Below are 21,597 nucleotides of genomic sequence, written 5' to 3' on the forward strand. Positions count from 1 at the left end.
CCCGGGGGGGCGCGCGGGGCGCGGGGCGCGCGGGGCGGGCGGGGCCGGGCGGTCGGGCCCATAACAAACCAAACCCCCGGGGGCGGGCCGGCGGGGGGGGGGGGGGGGGGCCGCACCCCCCCCCCCACCCCTCGGTGTTTCGTACTGCCTGACGAACCGTCACGCGTCCTGTGCCGCGAAGCCCGCCCGCCAGGACGCGTACTCGGGTTCCCAACCCCGCGAGCGCGCCAGCTCGTTGGACGCCCCCCGCGCCCAACTCTGCTGTCCCGAGACGGGTCCCGGCGCCGGCCGTCCGAGCGCGGCGGCCAGGACCGGCAGCCACGCGCGGCCCCGCGCCGGCTCGTCGTCCACGATGTTCACCGGACCGGAAGGCCAGTTGAGGGCGCCGACGGAGGCCCGCGCGGCATCGGCGACGTGCACGAACGAACTCACCGAGAGATCCGCCTCGATGTTCCCGAGGAAACGCGCCTCCCGATCACCGCCCAGGGCGGCGGACACGGCACCGCCCGGCGCGTACCAGGTGCCGGGGCCGTACAGGACGCCGTACCGCAGCAGCACCGCGGTGTCGATCTCGGCCGCCGTCTCCTCCAGCACCCGTACCCCGTCCACCATCGCGCCTCGCGGCTCCGCCGCGCCGAGGTCGAGCGGTACGGTCTCGTCGGCCGGCTTGTCCCCGGGCACGTACACCCAGGCCATCGACTGGACGACGATCCGGTGCACGTCGGCGTCCTTGGCCGCGTCCACCAGATTGCGCATGCCCTCCCGGCGCAGCCGGTTGGTGGCCTCGCCGTCGGCGTCCGACAGGTCGGTGAGCTGGTTGATCACCGCGTCGGGGGCGGCCGAGGTCACCGCCTGGAGCAGACCGTCCCGGTCGAGCGCGTCGGCCTGGACCGCCGAGGCGCCCTGCCGCCGTACCCGCTCGGTGCCCGCGAGGGTGCGGGAGATACCGGTGACCTGGTGTCCGGCGTCCAACAGCAGGGGTACGAGGAGTCGGCCCACCGCACCGGTGGCGCCCGCGACCAAGACACGCATGGTGGATCAGTCCTCTGGTTGGTCCGGCCGGGAAGATCCGCCCAGCCTCGGCCTCATGGCCGACGAGGGGCGGCGCGATCGCCCATCGTGGCACTGCCGATGGGCCCGGCGGCCCGGTCACCTGGCCGGAGCCGCTGATGACCACCCGAAGGAACGCACAGGAAGGCGTATTCACTCACCTTCACTCACCTCGACGCGAAGGCGGCGAACATGTCGACGAGCGGCTGCGGCGCGCGGTCGTCGAACATCATGTCCAGGCTCTTCGCGGATTCGCGGGCGGTGCTTTCGCCGCGCGGGAAGAGGGAGGCCTCGTAGGCGGCCAGCGCGCCTTCCACGTCCCCCGGGTGCGCGGCGAGTGCCCGGCCCAGGTCCGCGCCGTCGATCATGGCGAGGTTGGCGCCTTCCCCGGCGAAGGGGGACATCAGGTGGGCGGCGTCGCCGAGCAGGGTGACGCCCGGGACGCGCTTCCAGCGGTGTGCGACGGGCAGCGCGTGGATGAGCCGGGGCACCGGCGGGCCGTCGGCGTCGGTGACCAGCCGCCGCAGAGCCGGGTCCCAGCCCTCGAAGTGCTCCAGTACGGCGGCCTTGGCCGCGTCCGCGTCGGTGAAGTCGATCGTGGACAGCCAGTCCTCGGCGGCGCGCAGGGCGACGTAGAGGTGGAGGCTGCCATCCGTTTCGCGGTGGGCGAGGAACCCCCGGTTGTCGCCGAGGGCGAAGCACATGCCTGCACCGATGATCCGGGCGCTCTCGGGGTGGCGGGTGTCGGCGTCGAAGAGGTCCAGCTCGACGAAGGAGATGCCGGTGTAGGCGGGGCGGGCGTCGGAGAGCAGCGGGCGGACACGGGACCAGGCGCCGTCCGCCCCGACGAGGAGGCCGGTGGTGAAGGTGGTGCCGTCGGCGAGGCTGACCTCGTGCCGCCCGGAGTGCTGCCCGGAGCCGAGCGGCCCGGAGCCGAGCGGCCCGGACTCGAGCGGCCGGGCGCCGGTGACCTTGGCGCCCCAGCGCACGGTCCCCTCGGGGAGCGAGTCGAGCAGGAGGTCGCGCAGGTCGCCGCGGTCGATCTCGGGGCGGCTGCCCTCGCCGTCGTCCGTCTCCTCCAGCACGAGCCGGGCGTGCCAGTCGAAGACGCGCAGGGATTCGCCACCGGGATGGACCCGGGCCAGGAACCCCTCGTACAACTCGGCGGCGCGCAGGGCGGCCTGCCCGGACTCGACGTGGATGTCGAGCATGCCGCCCTGGGTACGGGCGAGCCGGTCGGGCTCCAGGTCGAAGACGGCCGCGTCGATGCCGTTCACGTGCAGAACGCGAGCGAGGGTGAGACCGCCGAGGCCGGCGCCGATGATCGCGATGGGGTGGTACGTACTCATGCGGATGCCTCCGTTGTGACCGGGGTGTTCCTGGCCCCGTTGATGACCATGCGGAATATCCACGCCAGGCGCTGCTCGTGGGAGCCGGAGAGCAGCGCGGTCCCGAGGGCGGCGATCCGTGGATGGGTGACGGCACTGACGTCACGCAGCGCGGCGACGAGCCTGTCGTGCTCGGCCTCCGCGTCCGCGGCCCGGCCGCGGGTGGACTGCTCGGCGGCGGTGGCGGTGGCGACCTGCAACAGCACGTCCACACCCCAGGCGGCCTGCGCGTCGGGCACCTCACCCTCGTGCAGGAGGGCGAGGATCGCCTCGACGAGGGCGAGGTAGTGGGGCCCGGAGGGCCGGGCGACCAGGGCGGAGTGGGCGAGGCTGGGGTGCTCGAACAAAACACGCGTGTACGACCCGAGGAGGGAAACCAGCCGATCACACCAGCCCTCACCCTCACCCTCACCCCGAGTCACACCCCCACCCCCGCCCCCCGGCGCGAGCTCAACGCCCCCCAGCAACTCCTCCAAGATCGCCGCATGAAGCTCAGCGGTATTGGCCACGTACACGTACAGCGAAGCGGCCCCGGTATCGAGCTCCTGAGCCAGCCGCCGCATGGTGACGCGCTGAAGCCCCTCGGCCCGCATGAGCCCCACGGCGGCGGCAACGATCCCGTCATGGGTGAGAGCGGCCTTGGCGGGCCGCTCACGACGGCTACGGGGTACGGATTCGCGTGAAGTCACACCCCGACCGTAACGAACATGTTCGTTACGAACAAGTTCGTTCGTCGCATCGAACGAAACACCTCCTGCACAGAGCGCGGTCGATACGATGCGTCAGGCTCACCGGAACGCCGCTGACGACGTTCGCTGACGACGTTCAAGGAGCATGTGTGTCCAGCCCCATACAGTCGGCGCAGCCCGGCGATCCGCGCCGCATCGGGCCGTACCGCGTCGTCGGCCGACTCGGGACCGGAGGTATGGGTACGGTCTACGCCGCGCTCGACGCGGCCGGGTTACGGCTGGCCGTGAAGATCGTCCATTCCCCGCTGGCCGGCGACGAGGAATTTCGCGCCCGCTTCCGGCGCGAGGTCCATCTGTCCCGGCGTGTGACCGGCACGAGCCTGGTTCCCCTGTACGACGCCGACACCGAGAGCGCCACGCCCTGGCTGGCCACTCCGTTCGTACCGGGTCCGACCCTCAGTCGGTACCTGGCCGACACCGGCCCCCTGACCGGCGGCCGGCTGCACGCGGTGGCCGCGGGCACCGCCGCCGCCCTCGCCGCGATCCATGCCGCCGGGGTCGTACACAGGGATGTGAAGCCGCAGAACGTCATCCTCGCGCCCGACGGTCCACGCGTGCTGGATTTCGGCATCGCCCACGCCCTGGACGGCACAGCCGTGACCCGCACCGGCGTGATGACCGGCACTCCTGGGTGGATCAGCCCCGAGCACTACCGGACCGGCGCGGTCGGGCCGGCGGGCGACATCTTCGCCTGGGGAGCGCTCGTCGCGTACGCCGCGACCGGCCGCCTCCCGTTCGGCACCGGCGCACCTGAGGCTGTCGCGTTCCGCGTCATGTCCGGCGCGCCGGACCTCGACGGGGTCCCGGACGATCTGCTGCCGCTCCTGGAGAAGGCGCTGGCGAAGGACCCGACGGACCGACCGACGGCGGCCGAACTGGCCCACTCCTGCGCGGAGTTGCTCACCGCCCAGATCACGACCGCCCGTCCTCGCGGGAGCGAGCAGCCGACTCTGATATCCGATCTGGTGACGGCCCACTGGGACCTGCCGCCAGAGGACGATCCCACCTGGCAAACCCCCGCGCCGCGCCGCCCGCGCACCAAGCTCTACGGCGTCGTCATCGTCGCGGCACTGGCGGTAGGAGGAATCGGCGGGGCAGTGGCCGCGACCTACGAGCCCAATTCGCCCCGAATACCGGACGCCACGAAGCCGGCCAGTCAGCCCGAGCCCCGACCGGCCCAGAAGGCGACTGCGGCCGACAAGATGAACAGCAAGCGACAACAAAGCCCCAAGCCGTCGAAACCGAAGACCGTCACACCCTCGCCCCAGGCCGCACCCTCGCCCGCGTACACCCGCAGCGACTACGCGGAGCCGACCATCGCGGAATGGGTGGACGCCCGAGTCCCCGTCACGCCGGCGGAAAAGGCAGCTTCTCAGCGGTTCCGCAGCGACTCGGTCGAGGCTTCCGAGGGCAACGCTTTCGCGGACGAAAGCGTGAACCTCACCTTCAGCCCACGGGCACAGACCATGTTTGTCACCTTCGGCCCCAACAGCTATCCGGAGGGCCAGACGTACGAGGACGATCCGGACTGGACCGACACCATGCGCTCACTCATGTTCGGCAGTTGTAGTGAAGCCCAGCAGCGCTTCCGCGACGACATCACCTGGCCGTACGGACGGGTTGTCATCGTCTACCGCGAGTCCATGGCCAACCCCATCGTTGTGGACTACCGCGAAGTCACCCACACCGACTCCTGCCGAGTCTGACTGCGGAGAGGGAGGGAGAAGGGGAAGGCGAGCGCGCCGGACACCGTTTCGACGGCGTGGGGCGGGTGAGCCTGCCCGCCTCTGACTGATTGCTCCCCTTGCCGGGCAGGCTGTTCGTGCCGCTGATGTGTCCCAGCTCACCGAGGAGCCGTCATGTCCGAGACTTTCCGCCTTGATCCGGCGAAGACCGCGCTCGTCCTGATCGAGTACCAGAACGACTTCACCAGCGAGGGCGGGGTGCTCAACGGGGCCGTGGCCGGGGTGATGGAGAAGACCGGGATGCTCGCGAACACCGTGGCCCTGGCCGGGGCCGCGCGTGCCGCCGGTGTGACCGTCATGCACGCGCCCATCACGTTCGCCCCCGGCTACGGCGAACTGTCGCGGCACCCGTACGGCATCCTCAAGGGGGTCGTGGACGGGTCGGCCTTCGTCAAGGGCAGTTGGGGCGCCGCGATCGTGGACGACCTCGCCCCGGCCGACGGGGACATCGTGATCGAGGGCAAGCGCGGCCTCGACACCTTCGCGAGCACGAACCTCGACTTCGTCCTGCGGCACAAGGGGATCGACACGATCATCCTCGGCGGCTTCCTCACCAATTGCTGCGTCGAGTCGACGATGCGCACCGGGTACGAGAACGGCTACCGGGTCATCACCGTGCCGGACTGCGTTGCCGCCACTTCCCAGGAGGAGCACGACAACGCGATCACGTACGACTACCCCATGTTCTCCCTGCCCATGACCTCGGCCGACGTCATCGCCGGACTCTGACCGCTGGGCGCGGGTGAGGCGGGCGCCCCGGCGGCTGGCGCGGGCGGCCCGGCCTTCTGGAGCGGGACCTCGATGACGAAGAGCGACGCGATGAAGGCGAGGGCGCAGAGGATCGCGCCGGTGAGGAAGATGTGGCTGGTGCCGTTCGCGACCGCCGTGAGGTAGGCGTCCTGGGCGCCGGTGGGCGGGTGGGACTGGACGGCGCGGGTGAACAGCGAGCCGAAGACGGCCACGCCGAGGGATCCGCCCAGGGTGCGGAAGAGATTGGACGAGCTCATCGCGGCGCCCATGTCGCGCAGGGAGACGCTGTTCTGCGCGATCGTGCCGGCCATCTGCATGGTGAAGCCCAGGCCGATACCGACGAGGACCATGTACAGGCTGGTCAGCACCACTGAGGTGCCGGTGTCCATCGTCGCCAGCAGACCGAGCCCGGCGGTGAGGAACGCGGCGCCGACGACGGGGAAGATCTTGTACCGGCCGGTGGCCGACATGACCTTTCCCGCGATGGTCGCGACGATCACGACGGGGACCATCATCGGCAGCATCAGCAGACCGGAGTGGGTGGCCGAGGCCCCCTGGACGTTCTGCTGGAACAGCGGCAGATAGAGGCCCGCACCGAACATGACCACACCGGCGGCGAGGGTCAACGCCATCGCCAACGGGTAGTTGCGGTGTCCGGTGAACACGGTCAGCGGCAGCAGCGGCTCACTGACCCGCTTCTCCACAAAGACAAAGGCGGCGAGCCCGGCCGCGGCGACGGCGCCGAGCGACAGGACCTGCCAGGAGCCCCACGCGTAGGTGCTGCCCGCCCAGGTGGCGGCCAGGACAACCGCGGTGATGGAGAGGGTCAGCAGGCCGATGCCCGCCCAGTCGATCCTCGCCTTGATGCGCGGCGCGGGCACGTGCAGCGTCAGCCACAGCCACACCAGAGCGACCAGGCCGAGCGGCAGGTTGACGTAGAAGGCCCACCGCCAGTCGAAGTGGCCGGTGACAAACCCGCCCAGCAGCGGTCCGCCGATGGTGCCGATCGCCATGACCGAGGCGGTCATGCCCTGGTACTTGCCCCGCTCACGGGGTGGTACGAGCACGCCGATCAGCGCGAACGCGCCCGCGCCGATCCCGCCGGCGCCGACGCCCTGGAGGACGCGGAAGGCGATCAGCTCGCCCATGGACCGGGACGCTCCGCACAGGGCGGACCCGACGATGAAGACGGCGATGGACGCCAGGTACATGGATTTACGGCCGAACAGGTCGCCGAACTTGCCCCAGATCGGGGTGGTGATGGCGGTGATCAGGGTGTAGGCGGTCACGACCCAGGAGATGTACTCCAGGCCGCCGAGCTGGCCGACGATCGTGGGCATCGCGGTGCTGACGACCATGTTGTCGAGCATCGACAGCAGCATCGCGAGCATGATGCCGAGCATCACCCAGCGCACGTTCTTCGGCACGGCCGACGGGCCGGCGGGCGTGGAGGGGGTGGCGGGGGTCGAGGGGCCGGCGGGGGTCGAGGGGAGGGATGCGCTCGTGGACATGGCTGATCACCCCTTTCGTACAGAGGGGGAAGGAAACGGGGAAGCGGGACGGTGTTCCGTCGACCGCCACCCCAGAAAAGCACAGCGACCCAATAAGTGCAACCGATGCACTTTTGAAGTCGCACCACCTTGGAGGTAGGATCGTGGGCATGCCACCGACCGACTCCCCCGCCCCAGCAGCGCCGATGGGGCGCCGCGAGCGCAAGAAGGCCGCCACGCGCCAGTCCATCAGCGACGCCGCGATGCGCCTGTTCCTGGAGCGCGGATACGACGACGTCGGCATCCGCGAGATCGCGGACGCCGCCGATGTGTCCACCACCACCCTCTTCAAGCACTTCCCCGTCAAGGAAGCCCTCGTCTTCGACGAGGACGCCGATCAGGAGGCCCTCCTGCTCGCCGCCGTACGCGAGCGCCCCCCGGGCCAGTCGATCCCCGCGGCACTGCGCGACCACGCGCTGCGTCATCGCATGGCCGCCGTGGACGGCGACGCCGGTTTCACCGCGTTCTTCGAGCTGGTCCACACCACCCCGGCGCTGCGCGACTACGTCCAGGCCATGTGGCTGCGCCACACCGACGCCCTCGCCCGGGTCATCGCGGAGGAGAGCGGCCTGCCCGCGCACGATCCGGCCTGTACGGCCCTGGCCCACTTCGCCCTTGAGGCCCCCCGTACCGCCCGTGGCCACGAAGACCCCCGCCAGGCCGTCGTCCGCGCCTTCGACCTCCTCGAAAGCGGCTGGGGAACGCTCGTCCCCAGCCGCTGAAGAGGGGCGGCGGTGTCAGCGCTGGGGCTGCCTGGCTCCCCGGCGCCACACCTCGCGGATGGACAGGCTGTCGGAGATCGTGCTGGTGGGATCGCCGTCGACCAGGAGGAGGTCGGCGCGCAGGCCTTCGGCGATACGGCCCCGGTCCTTGAGGCCGAAGCGGCGGGCCGGCACGGACGTGGCCGCCCGCAGGGCCTGGACGGGCGTGAGCCCCGCCCGGACGAGGAGCTGCAATTCGTGGTGGACGCTGGCGCCGTGGGCGAGTCCGCCGAGGTAGCGCACGGCCACCGAGACATCCGTACCGACCAGGATGTCCACCCCCGCCTTGTGGAGCGCGAGGACGCTCCCGAGGACGTCGTCGAAGTTGCCCTCCGGGTAGTGGTTGAGGCTGCCGTGGCGCAGGGTGTCCAGCCACTCCTTGCTGAGCCGGGAGCTGACCCGCTTGTCGGCGGCGAAGTCGGCGCCGGTCTCGCCCATGATCGACCTGTTGAGGCACAGGCACGCGGTGACGAACACCTTGGAGTCCGCGACCTTGCGCACGATCCTGGCGTCGGCGGGTTGGTCGATGAAGAGGTGGACGAGACCGTCCATCTTCGCGTCGATCGCCTGCTCGAAGGCCTGCACGGTCAGCGCGTGGGCCACGGCCATCTTGCCGAGCTTGTGCGCCTCGGCCACGGACGCCACGATCGTGTCGTTGCTCAGGGCGGGCAGGTTGGTCGCGCCGAGGACCGAGCCGTCCTCGATCATGATCTTCACGTAGTCGGCTCCGTCCGCGACGACGCGGCGGATCAGCTTGACCGCCTCCCGCGGGTTCGAGACCCCCTCGTCCGGCGGCGGCCCCGATCCGTCCCCGGTGTCCGCGCCCTCCGGCGGGACGCCGGGCGGACCGCCTTCGGGGAACAGTTCGGCGGGGTGGCCGCCGGGCGCCCCGACCCCGGTGCCGGCCGAGCGGACGTCCGCGATGCTGTCGTTGTTGTCGGTCTTCTTGGGGTCGTGCCCGCCGCCCTGCATCTCGAGTTCGGTGGTCACACCGAAGAGCAGCGCGTTCTTCAGCCCGTCGTCCGAGGTGTGCGTGTGACCGTCGATCAGGCCGGGCAGCAGGGTGGCGCCGGACGCGTCGACGACGGTGGCGCCGTGGGGAGCCTTGCCGCCGACCTGGACGATCCTGTGGCCCTCGATGACAACCGTACGGGCGGTGATGACCCGCTCGCCGTCGAAGATCCGCACGTTCTGGATGGCGGTCATACCGGAGGTCTTACGGCTCGGCGACGCGGTGCCGCTCGCCTTGGTGCCGGTCTCGTCGGCGCAGCCGGACAGCAGTACCGCCGCTCCGGCGACCGCGGCGCCCGCGCCGGCGTTTTTCAGGAGTGTACGGCGATGGATCCCGCACATGGGACAGCCCTTTCGCTTGAGGCCCCCCGGCCGGATCAGGCCGGTGTCATTGGCGTCACTGGATCCGCCGGTGGGGGCGGGGGCGCATCGCGGACGCGATGGCAGGCCCTGGTGGTGAGGCGTGTTCGGGCGCGTTTCCGCCCGCGGCCCTGTCTTCACCTTAGGAAGGGGAAGCGGCCGAACACGCGGTACCACGGGGCTGATTGAGGGCCCGGCGCGGTACCGGAGTACCGGGGTGCGAGGCGACTTGGGGATGACCCGCCGACCCCGTCTCCCCGAACCCCGGTGACGGGTCAGCGGGTTCCGACGAGGCCCGCCTCGTACGCGATGATGACGGCCTGGACCCGGTCGCGGGCGCCGATCCTGGCAAGCACCTTGCTGACGTGGGTCTTGACGGTCGATTCGGCCAGCACCAGCTGCGCGGCGATCTCGGTGTTCGTCAGTCCCTGTGCCATCGCCAGCAGGACTTCGCCCTCCCGCTCGCTGAGCCCGGCCACGCGGGGGTCGCCGCCCGCGCCACCGTCCCGGTCGGCCGGTCGCGGGCCCTGCCGCACGAACGTGTCCAGCAGGCGGCGGGTCAGCGCCGGGGCCGCGACGGCGTCCCCCTCCGCCACCGCCCTTATACCGGCGATGAGTTCGCCCGGTAGGGCGTCCTTGAGGAGGAAGCCGCTGGCGCCGGCGCGCAGCGCGCCGTACGCGTACTCGTCCAGGTCGAAGGTGGTGAGCATGAGGACACGGGACCGGCCGCCGGACGCCAGGATGCGGCGGGTGGCCTCGATGCCGTCCACGCCGGGCATACGGATGTCCATCAGCACCACGTCGGGGCGCAGTTCGGCCACCTGCCGTACGGCTTCGGCACCGTTCGCGGCCTCCCCGACGACGTCCGTGCCGGGGTGGGCGTCGAGCAGCATGCGGAAACCGAGGCGTTGCAGCGCGTGGTCGTCGACGATCAGGACCGTGGTCACAGGGGGTTCTCTCCGGGTACGGGCGGTGGCAGCAGGGGCAGGGAGGCGTGAACGAGCCAGCCACCGGCGCCTGTTGGCCCGGCCTCGGCCCGGCCCCCGCACAGGGCGGCGCGTTCGGCGATGCCGACGAGCCCTTGGCCGGCGGGGGCGGTGAGGGCTGCGGTGTGGCCGGCCGCCGGGGCGGGCGCGGGCCGGGGTACGCGGGGGCCGCTGTCACGGACGCGCAGGTCCACCTCCTGGCCGGTGACGCACAGGGACACGTGGACGGTGGTGTCGGGTCCGGCGTGTTTGAGGCTGTTGGTCAGGGCTTCCTGGACGATGCGGTAGACGGCCAGTTGAACGCCGGGGGACATGGCGTGGTGATCACCTTCCGTACGGTAGGAGATGCGCGGTCCGGCGGCCCGGGCGCGCTCAAGGAGCCCCGGGAGGTCGGCGGTTCCCGGCTGGGGGGCGAGGCCGGCGGTGGTCTCCCGGTCGCCGGGGTCCTCGCAGCGGGCGCCGAGCGCGCGGCGCAGTTCGCTCAGTGCCTGGCGGCCGGTGCCGGCGATGATGGACAGGACGTCGGGCGCACGGCCGGTGTCTGCGCCGGAGCCGGTGCCGGTGCCGGTGCCGGTGCCGGTGCCGGTGCCGGTGCCGGTGCCGGAGGCCGTACGGGAGCGGGAGCCCGTACCAGAGCCCGTACCGGAGCGTGAGCCCGTACCGGAGCTGGAGCCCGTACCGGAGCTGGAGCCGGTGCCCGAGCCCGCGCTGAAGCCGGCCGCGGCGCCGTCGGCGAGGGCGATGATCACGGCGAGGTGGTGGCCGACGATGTCGTGCATCTCCCGTGAGGCGCGGGAGCGTTCGGCGAAGACGGCGAGCTGCTCGCGCTGCTTGCGGTCGACCTCCCGTTGCGCGGCCCTCTCCGCCAGGACGACGAGTTGCCCCTCCCGTACGCGGAAGACCAGGCCGACGGCGATCGCGGCGGTGACGGCGCAGTACGAGAAGAAGAGCGCGGAGAGCGTCTGCTCACTGAACGGCCTGATCCAGAGGGTGACCACGGTGAGGGCCGTCGCGACGTACAGACCCGACCACGGCAGTCGCCTGATCCGGTCGTAACGGGCCGCCGAGTACAGGGCGATCATGAGACTGACGAGGGCGGTGCCGAAGTCGGAGGACAGGAACCACTGGACCAGGCAGCAGACCAGTACGGCCGCCAGCGTGGCGGACGGGGCCCGGCGACGCCAGAGAAGGGGAAGTGCCTGGCCGGCCATCGAGCCCGCGACCAGGACGGAGGCCCCGGGGCCCAGCGCGTCCACGGACACGTCCGCGATCAGCCCGGGCGTGGGGTCGAACAGATCGAGGAGTCCGCCCGCCAGCACGAGCAGCGCCGGCAGCGCGTACCACACCACCGGGTGCTCGCGGCTCAGCCTGCGCAGGGCATCGGCCCAGGCCGTGGCCCCGCGTATCAGAGCGCTGCCGCGCAGGACGTCCAGCTCGGGCGGGAACAGGTCCCTCCGCTGTGGGTGGACCGGCACCACGGCTTCCCGCTCCCGGTGAGGCGTACGGGCGCCGCTCACACGTCGGAACGCTTGAGCCGCCACGCGGCGCCGGCGGCCGAGACAGCCACCCAGCCCGCCAGGGCCACCAGGCCGGTTCCGGGGCTGAGGGCGTCACTCGCCGGATGGAGGGTGAACATCGAGCCTGCCGCGTTGCTGGGCAGGTACGGGCTCACCGCGTCGTTCACGGCGCTCGGCAGCAGATCGCAGAAGAACGGCAGCAGCATGAGGAGGCCGACCAGCAGACCGATGCCGCCGGCGACCGAGCGGAGCACGGCTCCCGTCGCCACGCCCAGTACCCCCACCAGGGCCAGGGAGAACCCGGCGCCCAGGAGACTGCGGACGACGCCCGCGTCGGTGAGGCCGACCGCGAGGTCCGTGTCGCCGATCACGCCCTGGACCGACAGGAACGCCGCGAACACGGCGACGGTGCTGACAACAAGGGCGAGGGCGCCGAATCCGGCGATCTTTGACCACAGGACGGGCAGGCGGGCCGGGACCGCCGACAGGGTCGAGCGGATCATGCCGGTGGAGTACTCGCCGGCCATCACCAGGACGCCGAGCACCCCCAGGGTGAGCTGGGCGAAGCCGACCCCGCCGAGTGCCACGGCGACGCCGTCCGAGATGTCCGACGCCGGACCCTGTTCGCCGGGTGCGTACGAGAAGGCGAAGATCAGCGCGAAGGAGATCAGGATCACCAGGGTCAGCCCCAGCGTGATCCAGGTGGAGCGCAGCGAGCGGAGTTTGGCCCATTCCGAGCGCAGCACGCGGGTGCCGGTGACCCGGTGGTCGGCGGTTTCCGGCTTCGCGGAGGCGGGGGCGGAGGCGGGGGCGGTTTCGGTTTCGGTTTCGGTGACCAGGGTGTTCATACGGTGCTCCTGAGGGGGGTGCCGGCGGTGGTGCCGTGGTACTCGACGGCGTCACCGGTCATGGCCATGAAGGCCTCTTCGAGGGAGACGGTCCGGGGCGTGAGTTCGTAGACCCGGATCCCGTGCTCGAAGGCGGTCGCGCTGATCTGCCGCGTGTCCAGGCCGGTGACGTGCAGCTCTCCCGAGCCGGTGGCGCCGGTGATCTCCACGTCCGGGGCGAGCAGCAGGTCCCGCAGCCGGTTGGGTTCCGCGGTGACGACCTTCACGCTGTGGCCCCCGGCGTCCAGGATGAACTGGTCGACGGTGGTGTCGGCGAGGAGCCTGCCCCGGCCGACGACGATGAGGGCGGTGGCCGTCTGGGCCATCTCGCTCATCAGGTGCGAGGAGACGAAGACGGTACGCCCTTCGGCGGCGAGCCCGGTGAGGAGGTTGCGTATCCACAACACCCCTTCGGGATCGAGGCCGTTGACGGGTTCGTCCAGCATCACGGTCCGCGGGTCACCGAGCAGCGCCGCGGCGATGCCCAGGCGCTGGCCCATGCCCAGGGAGAACGCGCCGGCGGGCTTGCGGGCGACCGGGGCGAGGCCCGTCATCTCGATGACCTCGTCCACCCGGCGGCGGGAGATGCCGTGGGTGAGCGCGAGGGTGTTGAGGTGGTTGAAGGCGGAGCGGCCGGGGTGGATCGACTTGGCCTCCAGCAGGCTGCCCAGCTCCTGGAGGGGTGCCCGATGGGCCGCGTACGGACGACCGTTGACCTTCGCCGACCCGCTGGTGGGTGTGTCCAGGCCCACGATCATGCGCATGGTGGTGGACTTGCCGGCGCCGTTGGGCCCCAGGAATCCGGTGACCACGCCGGGCCTGACGGTGAAGTCCAGCCCGTCGACGGCGGTCTTCGCACCGTACTTCTTGGTCAGCCGCTCTACTTCGATCATCTTGCTTCCTCTGTCGTCCGGTGCGTGGGTCCTTCCTCGACAGTAGGAAGGGGAAGCGGCCCGGCACTCGGTACCACGGGCTGATTCCCGGCCGGGCGCGGTACCGGGGTACCGCGGGCCGGGGGGACTTCGGGATGAGCCGCGCGCGCTGTCCACGCCAGGGGAGGGGCGTCGGCCCGGACCGTGCCCGCCGGGGGCCGCGCGCTCCATGCGGCGGTCGCCCGGCGGGGGGTGCTCAGGCGTGGGTGAGGCGGGTGCCCCGGCGCCAGACGGCGCGGGTGTTGAGCGTGTCGGAGATGGTCGTGGTGGGGTCGCCGTCGACCAGGAGCAGGTCGGCGCGCAGGCCTTCGGCGATACGGCCCCGGTCGGTCAGCCCAAAACGGCGGGCGGTGACAGAGGTCCCCGCGTGCAGCGCCTCCACCGGGCTCAGACCGGCCCGGACGAGGTACTGGAGTTCGTGGTGAACGCTCGCCCCGTGGGCCAGACCGCCCAGGAACTCGAACGGCGCCGACGCGTCCGTACCCACCAGGATGTCGACGCCGGCGTCCCGCAACGCGCGTACCGACCCGAACACGTCACTGAGCTTGCCCTGCGGGTAGTGGCCGAAGCTGCTGCGCAGCGTCTTCATCCACTGCTCGTCCAGACGCGACGCCACCCGCGGGTCGTCGGCCAGCTCGTCACCGGTGATGCCCATCATCGAGGCGTTCAGCACCACACACGGCACCACGAACGCACCGGCGTCGCGGATCAGTGTGATGATCTCCTCGGTGTGCGGGCCCTCCATGAACAGGTGGACCAGACCGTCGATACCCGCTTCGATCGACATCCGGGTCGCCTCGATCGTCAGCGCGTGGGCGACCGTGAGCATGCCGTGCTTCTTGGCCTCGGCGACACCCGCGTTCAGGGTCGCCCGGTCGAGCATCGGCAGACCCGGGTGACCCTCCACCGAGCCGTCGTCGACCATGAACTTGATGTAGTCGGAACCACGCTCGACCAGTTGCGGAATGAACGCCACAGCCTCCTCGGGGGTGGTCGAGAACGGCATCAGCGGCACCGGCTCCGACGGCTTCGGGCCGCGTGCGCCGGGAGGCGGCCCGGGGCGGAAACCCTCCGGGAACAGCTCGCTCGGGTGACCACCGGGCGGGGTGATGGCGAACCCGGAGGAGCGGATGTCGGCCACCGCGTCGTTCTCCGTGATGTGCGCACGGTTGCCGGCGGTGTGGTTGCCCTGCATCTCCAGCGCCGTGGTGACACCGAACCGCAGGTCCAGGGCAAGAGCCTGCTCGTTGGTGTGTACGTGGGCGTCGATCAGGCCGGGCAGCAGCGTCCCGCCCGCGGCATCCACGATCTCCGCCCCGGCGGGTGCCTCCCCGCCCACCGCGAGGATCCCGGTGCGGTCGAAGACGACGGTGGTCGCCTCCAGCGGCCGGTCTCCGTCGAAGACCCGCGCGTTGATGATGGCCGTTGTGCTCATGGGGGTATTTCCCGTCGTTGTCGATCCGTCGCGGTGAACCGGGTCTCCCGGCACCCACCGGTCTCCTGCCGGTCTCCTGCGAAACGCAGATGCATGCATTGTTGCACGTAATTGCGTTTGACAGCGACCTGGGACTAAGGTGTCAAAGTGACCAGGGGAAACGAGACCAGGCAGAACGAGACTCAGGACGACGCGCTGCTGGACGCGGTCGGCGCGGCATTCGCCCGGCTGCGCCGCCGTACCGCCCTGGTGGATGTCGATCCGCCGGTCACGCGCAAGGACATGGCACGGAACCAGGTCATCAACGTGGTCGACGAGGCCGATGGCGAGATGACGGTCGGCGGCGTCGCCTACCAGCTGACCGTGGACTCCTCGGTGGCCAGCCGGATGGTGAGCGACTGCATCACCGCGGGCCTTCTCGTACGGGCCGCCTCCCAGACCGACGGCCGCCGTACGGTGCTCCTGCTCACCCCCGAGGGCATCGCCCTGCGCGACCGCTTCGGCAGCCAGCACCGCCAGGCCTTCGAGCACATCACCCGCGACTGGCCCCAGGCCAAACGCCTCGAATTCGCCCGGCTCCTGGTCGACTACGCGGAAGCCGCCGCGGAGCTGGGCACCCGTACCACGTCCTGACCCCAGCTCGGCCGCCCAGCGCGCAGCGTCCCCACCCGGTGGGCGGGGTCGACCAGGTGCGCGATGCCGGCTAGGGGGTCGGCGTCGAGCAGGAGCGCGTCCGCGACCGCGCCTTCGGTGATCGTCCCCACCGTCGCGTCCTGGCCGATCTTCCCGGCCGCGTGCCGGGTCGCGGCCGCCAGAACCGCCGACATCGGCAGACCGGCCCTGGCGAGCAGTTGCAGCTCCCGCAGGTAGGCCTTGGGCGGGGAGGGCATCAGCAGGGCGACGTCGCTCCCGGCGGCGATCCTCACCCCGGCGTCGTACATCAGCCCGAGCGTGTCCATCGCGTAGTCGAACCGGATACGGGACTCCTCCGCGGAATGCCGGGGGAACGGCTTCCCGTAGAACGGACGGCCGGTGATCCCCGGAATGTCCGCGTCGGTGAGGATGCCGTCCGCGACCAGCTCCCGGAGGTAGCCGTCGTCGCCGTTGCGCCCGAGCTGCTCCCAGGTGACCAGCGTCGGGCAGTAGTACGTGTTCGTCTCCGCGAGCATCGCCGCCACGTCGAGGGCCTCCGCGGTGCTGCCGGGGTCGTCGGGCAGGAACGCGTGCTCGATGGCGTCCGCCCCGGCCGCCACCGCCTCTTCCAGTTCGGAGCGGTGGTGGACGTGCGCGAGCACCTTCTTGCCCTTCTCGTGCGCGGCCGTGACGATGGCTTTCAGCGCGTCGAGGGGCAGCTTGTCGGGTGCGCCCGGCTCACCGTCGTAGACGCACTTGAGGAAGTCCACCTGGTCGGCGAGTTGCAGGGCCTGGCGGTAGGCGTCGTCGGCGTTGTCGATCTGGTACGCGAGGGAGGCGCGCTCCTTCATGTCCAGAACCGGCCAGCCGTTGATCCCGGTGAAAACGGGACCCGCGAAGAACAGTTGGGGCACGGGCCCTGAGACCTTCTCAAGGTGACCGCGCGCCTCGGCCCTGAGGCCGAGGGGACCTCCGAGGTCGACGGCACTGGTCACCCCGACGGCCAGGAACTCCGCCATCAGTGTGGCGAGGTGCTGGCCGCGCTCGTTCCCGGGCTTGCCCATGAGATACCCGCTCAGGTGGGTGTGGCTCTCCCACAGGCCCGGGACCAGGTAGCCGCCCCGGCCGTCGATCACGGGACCGTCGCCGACCGCCCGCTCCTCCGACGTCGCGGGGAGGACGGCGCTGAACCGCCCGTCGGTCACGACGACCTCCGCGCCGGCGATCGGGGCGGCTCCCGTGCCGTCGATGACGGTCACGTTGTGAATGATCATTTACTACCTCTCCTTGCGGACACCGGACGCCAGACGCCAGACGCCGGACGCCCGACACCGGATGCCAGGCGCCGGACGCCGGATGCCGGACGCCGGACGCCGGACGCCGACAACGTATAGGCACCTATGCATCGTTTCAATAGGCACCTATACACTCAGGGGCGTGAACCAGCCACAGACCCACCCCACACCCGCCGCCTCGATCAACATCGCCTCGCGCACCCTGGCCCGACTCAACGACCGCCGACTGCGCCCGCTGGGGCTGGCCTTCGGGCAGGTGCCGGTCCTGGCCGCACTCGGACAGGGGGAAGCGCTCCCGCAGAAGGAGCTCGTCAGGCTGGCGAGAATCGAGCAGCCGTCCATGGCACAACTGCTCGCCCGCATGGAACGCGACGGCCTGGTCCGCCGCACACCGTCCACCCAGGACCGGCGGGTCAGCATGATCTCCCTGACCGAGACCGGCCTGGCGACGCTCCCCCAGGTGCTCGCGGCCCTGCACGAGACCAACAGCCGCGCGCTGAGAGGCTTCAGCGACCTGGAGACCGAGGTCCTGCAAAGCCTGCTGGACCGACTTCTCGCCAATCTCGAAACGGACCTCGCCCACGGCACGCGGGAGACCGACCCCGAGAACTGACCGAATCTCGCGCGGAAAGCCGAGGTCGGCGGGGCGTCCGACCGCCGGAACTCACGGCTGCACGAGGCCCGACCGGTAAGCGATGACGACCAGTTGCGCCCGGTCCCGGGCGTCCAGTTTCGCTATCGCGCGGTGCACGTGGGTCCGTACGGTCAGGGGGCTCAGGCAGAGCCGCGCGGCGATCTCGTCGCCGGCGGCGACCGTACGGATGGCGTCGAGGAACGTACCCGATCCGACGTCCTTGCCGAGGAATCCGCTCGCGAGGCCGCGCATGCGGATGTCCATCACGATCACGTCGGGACGAGTGGCCCGTACCGCCGCGACGGCTTCTCCCCCGTCGCCCGCGACCGCGATCACTTCCATGTCGTCGCAGGAATCGATCAGCAGCCGGAACGTCCCGAGGAGCAGGGCCTGGTCGTCCGCCAGTACTACCCGGATGGTCACGGCGTCACGCTTTCCTCTTCGGGTTCTACTCGCGGATCTACTCGCGGATCCACTCGCGGCTCCATCGGAGATGGTGATCGTGAGGCGTTGGCGGGTCCCCTGCGACGAGACGGTGACCATCAGTCCCGCCTTCCCGAACGCGGCGACCAGGTCAGGCAGTTGTACGAGGCCGGGGGCCGGCTCAAGGGGAGCGTCCGGATGATCGGCCCGGCGCAGCAGGCCGAGGGTCGCCTTCAGTTCGTGCAGCGCCGAGGACGTGGTGTCCGTCAGGTGCTCCAGCAGGCATTGCGTCTGCCCGGGGCCGCTGTGCGGCAGGTACGCGGCGCCCCGCCCGGGACCGGCCGGCGGACACCGGAGGCAGCCCCGGGGAATGTGTCCCCATGGTTCGTCCCCGGACGTCATCGTCGTCGTCTGTCGGCAGGCTCTTCGGCGTACCACAGCCGCTGTACGCGGGTGCCGCAGCACTCGTCCCCGAGCTGTTCCTCGCGCTGTCCGGAGAAAGACGCGCGTGGCACACCATCCCACATCCGGTTAAAATGCAAGGGGCGTAAAAGCGAGGAGGGATTCCTTTGTCCTGGACCGCGCAGAACAATCCCGCGAACACGCCGAGGCATGAAGATCTCCTGATCTGCGCCGTAGACCACCGGGCAAGCCTGGAAACCGACCTTTACGGATTGACCGCCACCCCGACTCCGTCGCAGGCCGCGAGAATCGCCGGCGATAAATTGCTGGTGTACGAAGCGGTCCTGGACGCCCTGCCGCATTTCCCGGAATCGACCCGGGCCGGCCTGCTCATCGATGAGCGCTACGGGGCCACCGCGGCCGAACTGGCGGTGCTGAGCGGGCAGATCGACCTGGCCATGCCGGTCGAGGAGAGCGGACAGGACTGGTTCCATTTCGAGTACGGAGCTGCTTGGCAGCAGCATGCCGAGTATTTTCCGGCCGCGTTCTCGAAGGTTCTGGTGCGTGACAATCCGGGCTACGGGGAATCCGACCGGAACGCACAGGCCGCGCGGCTGGCGCGGGTCGTTTCCTGGGGGAATTCCGCGGGCCGGAGCCTCATCCTCGAACTGCTGGTGCCGGCCACGGAGGCCGACCTCGCGGCGGTCGACGGCTCAGCCGACCGGTACGACAAGGAACTGCGCGGCGCGGCCACGGTACGGGTGATGGAGTACCTCCAGGACCGGGGCGTGGAGCCCGCGATCTGGAAGGTGGAAGGCCTGGAGAGCCGCGCGGACGCCGAGGCCGTGGCCCGGACCGCCCGCCGCGGCACACGGGACGCACGATGCGTCGTCCTGGGCCGTCACGCCCCCAGGGAGAAGCTGGACCGCTGGCTGAAGATCGCCGCACCCGTGGAGGGATTCATGGGCTTCGCCATCGGCCGGAGCATCTGGTGGGACGCCCTGGAGAATTACGTCCACGGCCGCACGGGCCGCGACGAGACACGCGCTTCCATCACCGACGCGTACGTCGGCTACGCGCGGTACTACGTCCGGGCACGCCAGCGCGAGGCGTAAAAGCACAGCCGGGCCGGGCGGTGCTACCTCTTGCGCACCTTGCTCACCAAGAACGCCACCCCGACGATGACGACCAGGGCGATGGCAATGATCCAGAAGGACGGGGTGCCCTCCCCGGCTCCCTTGGCCAGGAACTGACCGTATGACACGTTGCTCTCCCCCCGATGTCGCGTATGCCGAAGGCGTCGCCGACCGCGTCCAAGACGGTGCCCGAGCGTTCACGAACAAAACCGTCCCACAACGGCCTGCGTGAGCCCACGCAAAAGCCCCACCCACCGAGCGCTGGTGGCCGGGGCTCTCTTGCGCTCAGGTCGCGCCTCCCCGGCCGGCGGCCGGGGAGGTCAGATCTTCCGCACGAACACGCGCGCCCCGTTGTGGAAGAAGACGGTGAGCCCCGGTGATTCCTTCCCCCCGGGGCGGGTCGACCAGCGTCCGATGTTCGCGATCTCCGGGGACTCCGCCCGCGCGAGGACCGCGGCGAGCCAGGCCTCGTGATCCCCGGGCTCGGGCTCGGCCCAGGTCCCGAACGGGTCGCCGCTGACGGGCACATCAGGCTGTTCGTGCTTCTCGCCGTCCGCAAGCTGGCCGATGATCTGCCGCCGCGCCTCGCCGTCGCCGGTCGTGATCGCCACTCCGAACGGGCGAGTGGTGTCTCCGGCGTCCGCGAGGGTCTGGACGCGGGTCACGCCGGGGGTGTTCTTGGCCAGGTCGAGGGTGAAGTCCTGAAATCGTGCGGGTCGCATTTGTGATCATTCCTTCCGTGGCGGCCGGGTCAGTCTAGGCGTGCTGTGTCGCCTGGGACGGAGCATTGACCCAGCCCCGGCCGACCTCCAGTCACGGACGCGCCGACCGGCGCGAAGGCCGACGGGGCTGCCGCGGCAGCGGGTCGGCGACGCCACGGTCGAGGCACCTGGGTGGGCGTGCCAGGTGATGGGGTCGCAGCCGCCGAAATCCTCGGGCGTGATGGGCGGCCCGTTCCTACGACCCCGGAAGAAGCGCGCCGAGCACCCCCGCTCGCGCATCGCGCACGCAGAAGCCCCCGGTCTGAGATCAGTTCCGGGGGCTTACGGCCTCTGAGCTGGCCTTTGATCGAGCCTCCTGTCGGATTCGAACCGACGACCTACGCATTACAAGTTGTCCGATCTTGTCCGGGGACGTCCACCGGCTTCCGCCGTACCGATCCCGCGCCTGGCCAGAGGGTCTGTCACACCTTGACGGACGTCGGTGGACCGCCCCGGGAATGGAATGTGACTGAGACCGCAAGTGAGACCACGACCTCTTCGTCCCGAAGCAGCTCGGGGTATCTACCGACCTGCGAGGGAAGAGCAGTTGAGCTGGAACGATAGTCCGTGGATGTCCATGGACGTTCACGCCAGTACGTCGCGGTTGTAGCTCAGTTAGACACTCGCTCTCCTAGACGAGCTGAACGCCTCCGGCGTAGCTCGATGTGGATCGGCCAACCACGGTCATACCGGCCGCAGTGAGGCCTCAGCCCGACGCTGTTGGACGGGGCCCGGTTGCTGTGGTTGCGGTACTTCGCTGTAGTACCCCTCTGCCCGCTCATGGGTGCCAGAGACATGGGCACACGCCGAAGGCCTCGCGCCTCAGGAAGATGAGGGCGAGGCCTTCGATACGATTACGGCGAGATGGTGCGGGCTGGGGCTGCGGATTGCCGTCCTGTGCTGGCCTCAGCCCCCACTCACCCCTTCGGCGGGTACGGGTCGTCCCCGTACGTGTACTCGGTCTCGATCGAGCCGTCCGCCTTGTGGATGATCAGTTGGCTGGGCTGATTGGCGCGCGCGATGCGCTGCCCCGCATCGACTGCCTGGTACTTGTACGTGTGGTTCGACAGCGGCTCCGCCTCACGGCGCAGCTGCCACGTGCCGCCATTCGGCACAACCCGGTATCTCGTACGGGCCATAGCGTCCTCACTTCTCCTTACGTACGCCCTTGAAGGGCTTGCTGTCGCTCTTG

Annotated in this window: 21 protein-coding genes; 6 read left to right on the forward strand and 15 right to left on the reverse strand. The window is 70.5% G+C overall.

All coding sequences use genetic code 11. The features are described from left to right. Nucleotides 1-159: 159 nt before the first annotated feature. The 3 genes from ACIO1C_RS30950 to ACIO1C_RS30960 all read right to left on the reverse strand — a co-directional run bounded on the left by ACIO1C_RS30950 (nucleotide 160) and on the right by ACIO1C_RS30960 (nucleotide 3,127). The gene (locus tag ACIO1C_RS30950; RefSeq protein WP_401869696.1) at nucleotides 160-1,032 is read right to left on the reverse strand and encodes an NAD-dependent epimerase/dehydratase family protein; all 873 of its coding nucleotides are present in this window, start codon (nucleotides 1,030-1,032) and stop codon (nucleotides 160-162) included. Between the two features lie 185 nt (nucleotides 1,033-1,217). Further along, nucleotides 1,218-2,399 (reverse strand): FAD-dependent oxidoreductase, encoded by a 1,182-nt coding sequence (locus tag ACIO1C_RS30955; protein ID WP_401869698.1) that lies wholly within the window; start codon nucleotides 2,397-2,399, stop codon nucleotides 1,218-1,220. Continuing rightward, nucleotides 2,396-3,127, reverse strand: a complete 732-nt coding sequence (locus tag ACIO1C_RS30960; protein ID WP_401869701.1) for a TetR/AcrR family transcriptional regulator — start codon at nucleotides 3,125-3,127, stop codon at nucleotides 2,396-2,398. Before ACIO1C_RS30960 ends, ACIO1C_RS30955 begins: the two co-directional genes overlap by 4 nt. 149 nt (nucleotides 3,128-3,276) lie before the next feature. On the opposite strand from ACIO1C_RS30960, the gene ACIO1C_RS30965 reads away from it, so the two are divergent. Together ACIO1C_RS30965 and ACIO1C_RS30970 are read left to right on the forward strand one after the other, a co-directional pair. Next, on the forward strand, nucleotides 3,277-4,893 hold the full coding sequence (locus ACIO1C_RS30965) for a protein kinase (protein ID WP_401869704.1): 1,617 nt from the start codon (nucleotides 3,277-3,279) through the stop codon (nucleotides 4,891-4,893). Nucleotides 4,894-5,046: 153 nt separating this feature from the next. Beyond that, on the forward strand, nucleotides 5,047-5,661 hold the full coding sequence (locus tag ACIO1C_RS30970) for a cysteine hydrolase (RefSeq protein ID WP_401869707.1): 615 nt from the start codon (nucleotides 5,047-5,049) through the stop codon (nucleotides 5,659-5,661). Here ACIO1C_RS30970 and ACIO1C_RS30975 read toward each other — a convergent pair. Then, nucleotides 5,607-7,193 (reverse strand): MDR family MFS transporter, encoded by a 1,587-nt coding sequence (locus ACIO1C_RS30975; protein WP_401869710.1) that lies wholly within the window; start codon nucleotides 7,191-7,193, stop codon nucleotides 5,607-5,609. The two genes, ACIO1C_RS30970 and ACIO1C_RS30975, sit on opposite strands and share 55 nt — an antisense overlap. Nucleotides 7,194-7,342: 149 nt before the next feature. Between ACIO1C_RS30975 and ACIO1C_RS30980 the strand changes: the two genes are divergently transcribed. Next, nucleotides 7,343-7,954, forward strand: coding sequence for a TetR/AcrR family transcriptional regulator (locus ACIO1C_RS30980; RefSeq protein ID WP_401869713.1), 612 nt, complete (start codon nucleotides 7,343-7,345; stop codon nucleotides 7,952-7,954). A 15-nt stretch (nucleotides 7,955-7,969) separates the two neighbouring features. Here the strand turns inward: ACIO1C_RS30980 and ACIO1C_RS30985 are convergent, their stop codons facing one another. From ACIO1C_RS30985 to ACIO1C_RS31010, 6 genes are all read right to left on the reverse strand, one after another. Further along, on the reverse strand, nucleotides 7,970-9,199 hold the full coding sequence (locus ACIO1C_RS30985) for an amidohydrolase family protein (RefSeq protein ID WP_401870084.1): 1,230 nt from the start codon (nucleotides 9,197-9,199) through the stop codon (nucleotides 7,970-7,972). Between the two features lie 440 nt (nucleotides 9,200-9,639). Next, entirely contained in the window at nucleotides 9,640-10,311 is a 672-nt protein-coding gene (locus ACIO1C_RS30990) for a response regulator (protein ID WP_401869715.1), read from the reverse strand. Beyond that, complete coding sequence (locus tag ACIO1C_RS30995; protein ID WP_401869718.1) at nucleotides 10,308-11,867, reverse strand: sensor histidine kinase; 1,560 nt, start codon at nucleotides 11,865-11,867, stop codon at nucleotides 10,308-10,310. Before ACIO1C_RS30995 ends, ACIO1C_RS30990 begins: the two co-directional genes overlap by 4 nt. Further along, nucleotides 11,864-12,715, reverse strand: coding sequence for an ABC transporter permease (locus tag ACIO1C_RS31000; RefSeq protein ID WP_401869721.1), 852 nt, complete (start codon nucleotides 12,713-12,715; stop codon nucleotides 11,864-11,866). Before ACIO1C_RS31000 ends, ACIO1C_RS30995 begins: the two co-directional genes overlap by 4 nt. Next, nucleotides 12,712-13,647 (reverse strand): ABC transporter ATP-binding protein, encoded by a 936-nt coding sequence (locus ACIO1C_RS31005; RefSeq protein WP_401869724.1) that lies wholly within the window; start codon nucleotides 13,645-13,647, stop codon nucleotides 12,712-12,714. The genes ACIO1C_RS31000 and ACIO1C_RS31005 overlap by 4 nt, the downstream gene beginning before the upstream one ends. A 235-nt stretch (nucleotides 13,648-13,882) precedes the next feature. Continuing rightward, entirely contained in the window at nucleotides 13,883-15,121 is a 1,239-nt protein-coding gene (locus ACIO1C_RS31010; RefSeq protein ID WP_401869726.1) for an amidohydrolase family protein, read from the reverse strand. Between the two features lie 147 nt (nucleotides 15,122-15,268). On the opposite strand from ACIO1C_RS31010, the gene ACIO1C_RS31015 reads away from it, so the two are divergent. After that, nucleotides 15,269-15,754: a MarR family winged helix-turn-helix transcriptional regulator gene (locus tag ACIO1C_RS31015; protein WP_401869728.1), complete on the forward strand. Its 486-nt coding sequence runs from the start codon at nucleotides 15,269-15,271 to the stop codon at nucleotides 15,752-15,754. On the opposite strand, the gene ACIO1C_RS31020 is transcribed toward ACIO1C_RS31015, so the two are convergent. After that, nucleotides 15,709-17,028: an amidohydrolase family protein gene (locus tag ACIO1C_RS31020; protein WP_401869731.1), complete on the reverse strand. Its 1,320-nt coding sequence runs from the start codon at nucleotides 17,026-17,028 to the stop codon at nucleotides 15,709-15,711. The genes ACIO1C_RS31015 and ACIO1C_RS31020 overlap by 46 nt on opposite strands. Before the next feature lie 163 nt (nucleotides 17,029-17,191). Between ACIO1C_RS31020 and ACIO1C_RS31025 the strand changes: the two genes are divergently transcribed. Then, nucleotides 17,192-17,662: a MarR family winged helix-turn-helix transcriptional regulator gene (locus ACIO1C_RS31025; RefSeq protein ID WP_401869734.1), complete on the forward strand. Its 471-nt coding sequence runs from the start codon at nucleotides 17,192-17,194 to the stop codon at nucleotides 17,660-17,662. Nucleotides 17,663-17,713: 51 nt separating this feature from the next. Here ACIO1C_RS31025 and ACIO1C_RS31030 read toward each other — a convergent pair whose 3' ends face one another. Then, a complete protein-coding gene (locus tag ACIO1C_RS31030) occupies nucleotides 17,714-18,106 on the reverse strand; it encodes a response regulator transcription factor (protein WP_401870087.1) in 393 nt (130 codons plus the stop codon). Between the two features lie 569 nt (nucleotides 18,107-18,675). Here ACIO1C_RS31030 and ACIO1C_RS31035 point away from each other — a divergent pair. Continuing rightward, entirely contained in the window at nucleotides 18,676-19,623 is a 948-nt protein-coding gene (locus ACIO1C_RS31035; RefSeq protein ID WP_401869735.1) for a 2-deoxy-5-keto-D-gluconate 6-phosphate aldolase domain-containing protein, read from the forward strand. A gap of 23 nt (nucleotides 19,624-19,646) precedes the next feature. On the opposite strand, the gene ACIO1C_RS31040 is transcribed toward ACIO1C_RS31035, so the two are convergent. From ACIO1C_RS31040 to ACIO1C_RS31050, 3 genes are all read right to left on the reverse strand, one after another. After that, on the reverse strand, nucleotides 19,647-19,772 hold the full coding sequence (locus ACIO1C_RS31040; RefSeq protein WP_401869737.1) for a hypothetical protein: 126 nt from the start codon (nucleotides 19,770-19,772) through the stop codon (nucleotides 19,647-19,649). 192 nt (nucleotides 19,773-19,964) lie between these two features. Beyond that, nucleotides 19,965-20,366 (reverse strand): hypothetical protein, encoded by a 402-nt coding sequence (locus ACIO1C_RS31045; RefSeq protein WP_401869739.1) that lies wholly within the window; start codon nucleotides 20,364-20,366, stop codon nucleotides 19,965-19,967. Nucleotides 20,367-21,322: 956 nt separating this feature from the next. After that, entirely contained in the window at nucleotides 21,323-21,544 is a 222-nt protein-coding gene (locus ACIO1C_RS31050) for a DUF2188 domain-containing protein (protein ID WP_401869741.1), read from the reverse strand. Nucleotides 21,545-21,597: the final 53 nt, after the last annotated feature.

Source organism: Streptomyces sp. NPDC087420 (genome assembly GCF_044744165.1).
Classification (GTDB): domain Bacteria; phylum Actinomycetota; class Actinomycetes; order Streptomycetales; family Streptomycetaceae; genus Streptomyces.

What these genes read in the sequence shown, in the direction of transcription:
- ACIO1C_RS30950 (WP_401869696.1), bottom strand. Translation starts at nt 1,032, where the DNA reads ATGCGTGTCTTGGTCGCGGGCGCCACCGGTGCGGTGGGCCGACTCCTC.
- ACIO1C_RS30955 (WP_401869698.1), bottom strand. Translation starts at nt 2,399, where the DNA reads ATGAGTACGTACCACCCCATCGCGATCATCGGCGCCGGCCTCGGCGGT.
- ACIO1C_RS30970 (WP_401869707.1), top strand. Translation starts at nt 5,047, where the DNA reads ATGTCCGAGACTTTCCGCCTTGATCCGGCGAAGACCGCGCTCGTCCTG.
- ACIO1C_RS30975 (WP_401869710.1), bottom strand. Translation starts at nt 7,193, where the DNA reads ATGTCCACGAGCGCATCCCTCCCCTCGACCCCCGCCGGCCCCTCGACC.
- ACIO1C_RS30980 (WP_401869713.1), top strand. Translation starts at nt 7,343, where the DNA reads ATGCCACCGACCGACTCCCCCGCCCCAGCAGCGCCGATGGGGCGCCGC.
- ACIO1C_RS30985 (WP_401870084.1), bottom strand. Translation starts at nt 9,199, where the DNA reads ATGACCGCCATCCAGAACGTGCGGATCTTCGACGGCGAGCGGGTCATC.
- ACIO1C_RS31000 (WP_401869721.1), bottom strand. Translation starts at nt 12,715, where the DNA reads ATGAACACCCTGGTCACCGAAACCGAAACCGAAACCGCCCCCGCCTCC.
- ACIO1C_RS31005 (WP_401869724.1), bottom strand. Translation starts at nt 13,647, where the DNA reads ATGATCGAAGTAGAGCGGCTGACCAAGAAGTACGGTGCGAAGACCGCC.
- ACIO1C_RS31010 (WP_401869726.1), bottom strand. Translation starts at nt 15,121, where the DNA reads ATGAGCACAACGGCCATCATCAACGCGCGGGTCTTCGACGGAGACCGG.
- ACIO1C_RS31020 (WP_401869731.1), bottom strand. Translation starts at nt 17,028, where the DNA reads ATGATCATTCACAACGTGACCGTCATCGACGGCACGGGAGCCGCCCCG.
- ACIO1C_RS31045 (WP_401869739.1), bottom strand. Translation starts at nt 20,366, where the DNA reads ATGCGACCCGCACGATTTCAGGACTTCACCCTCGACCTGGCCAAGAAC.
- ACIO1C_RS31050 (WP_401869741.1), bottom strand. Translation starts at nt 21,544, where the DNA reads ATGGCCCGTACGAGATACCGGGTTGTGCCGAATGGCGGCACGTGGCAG.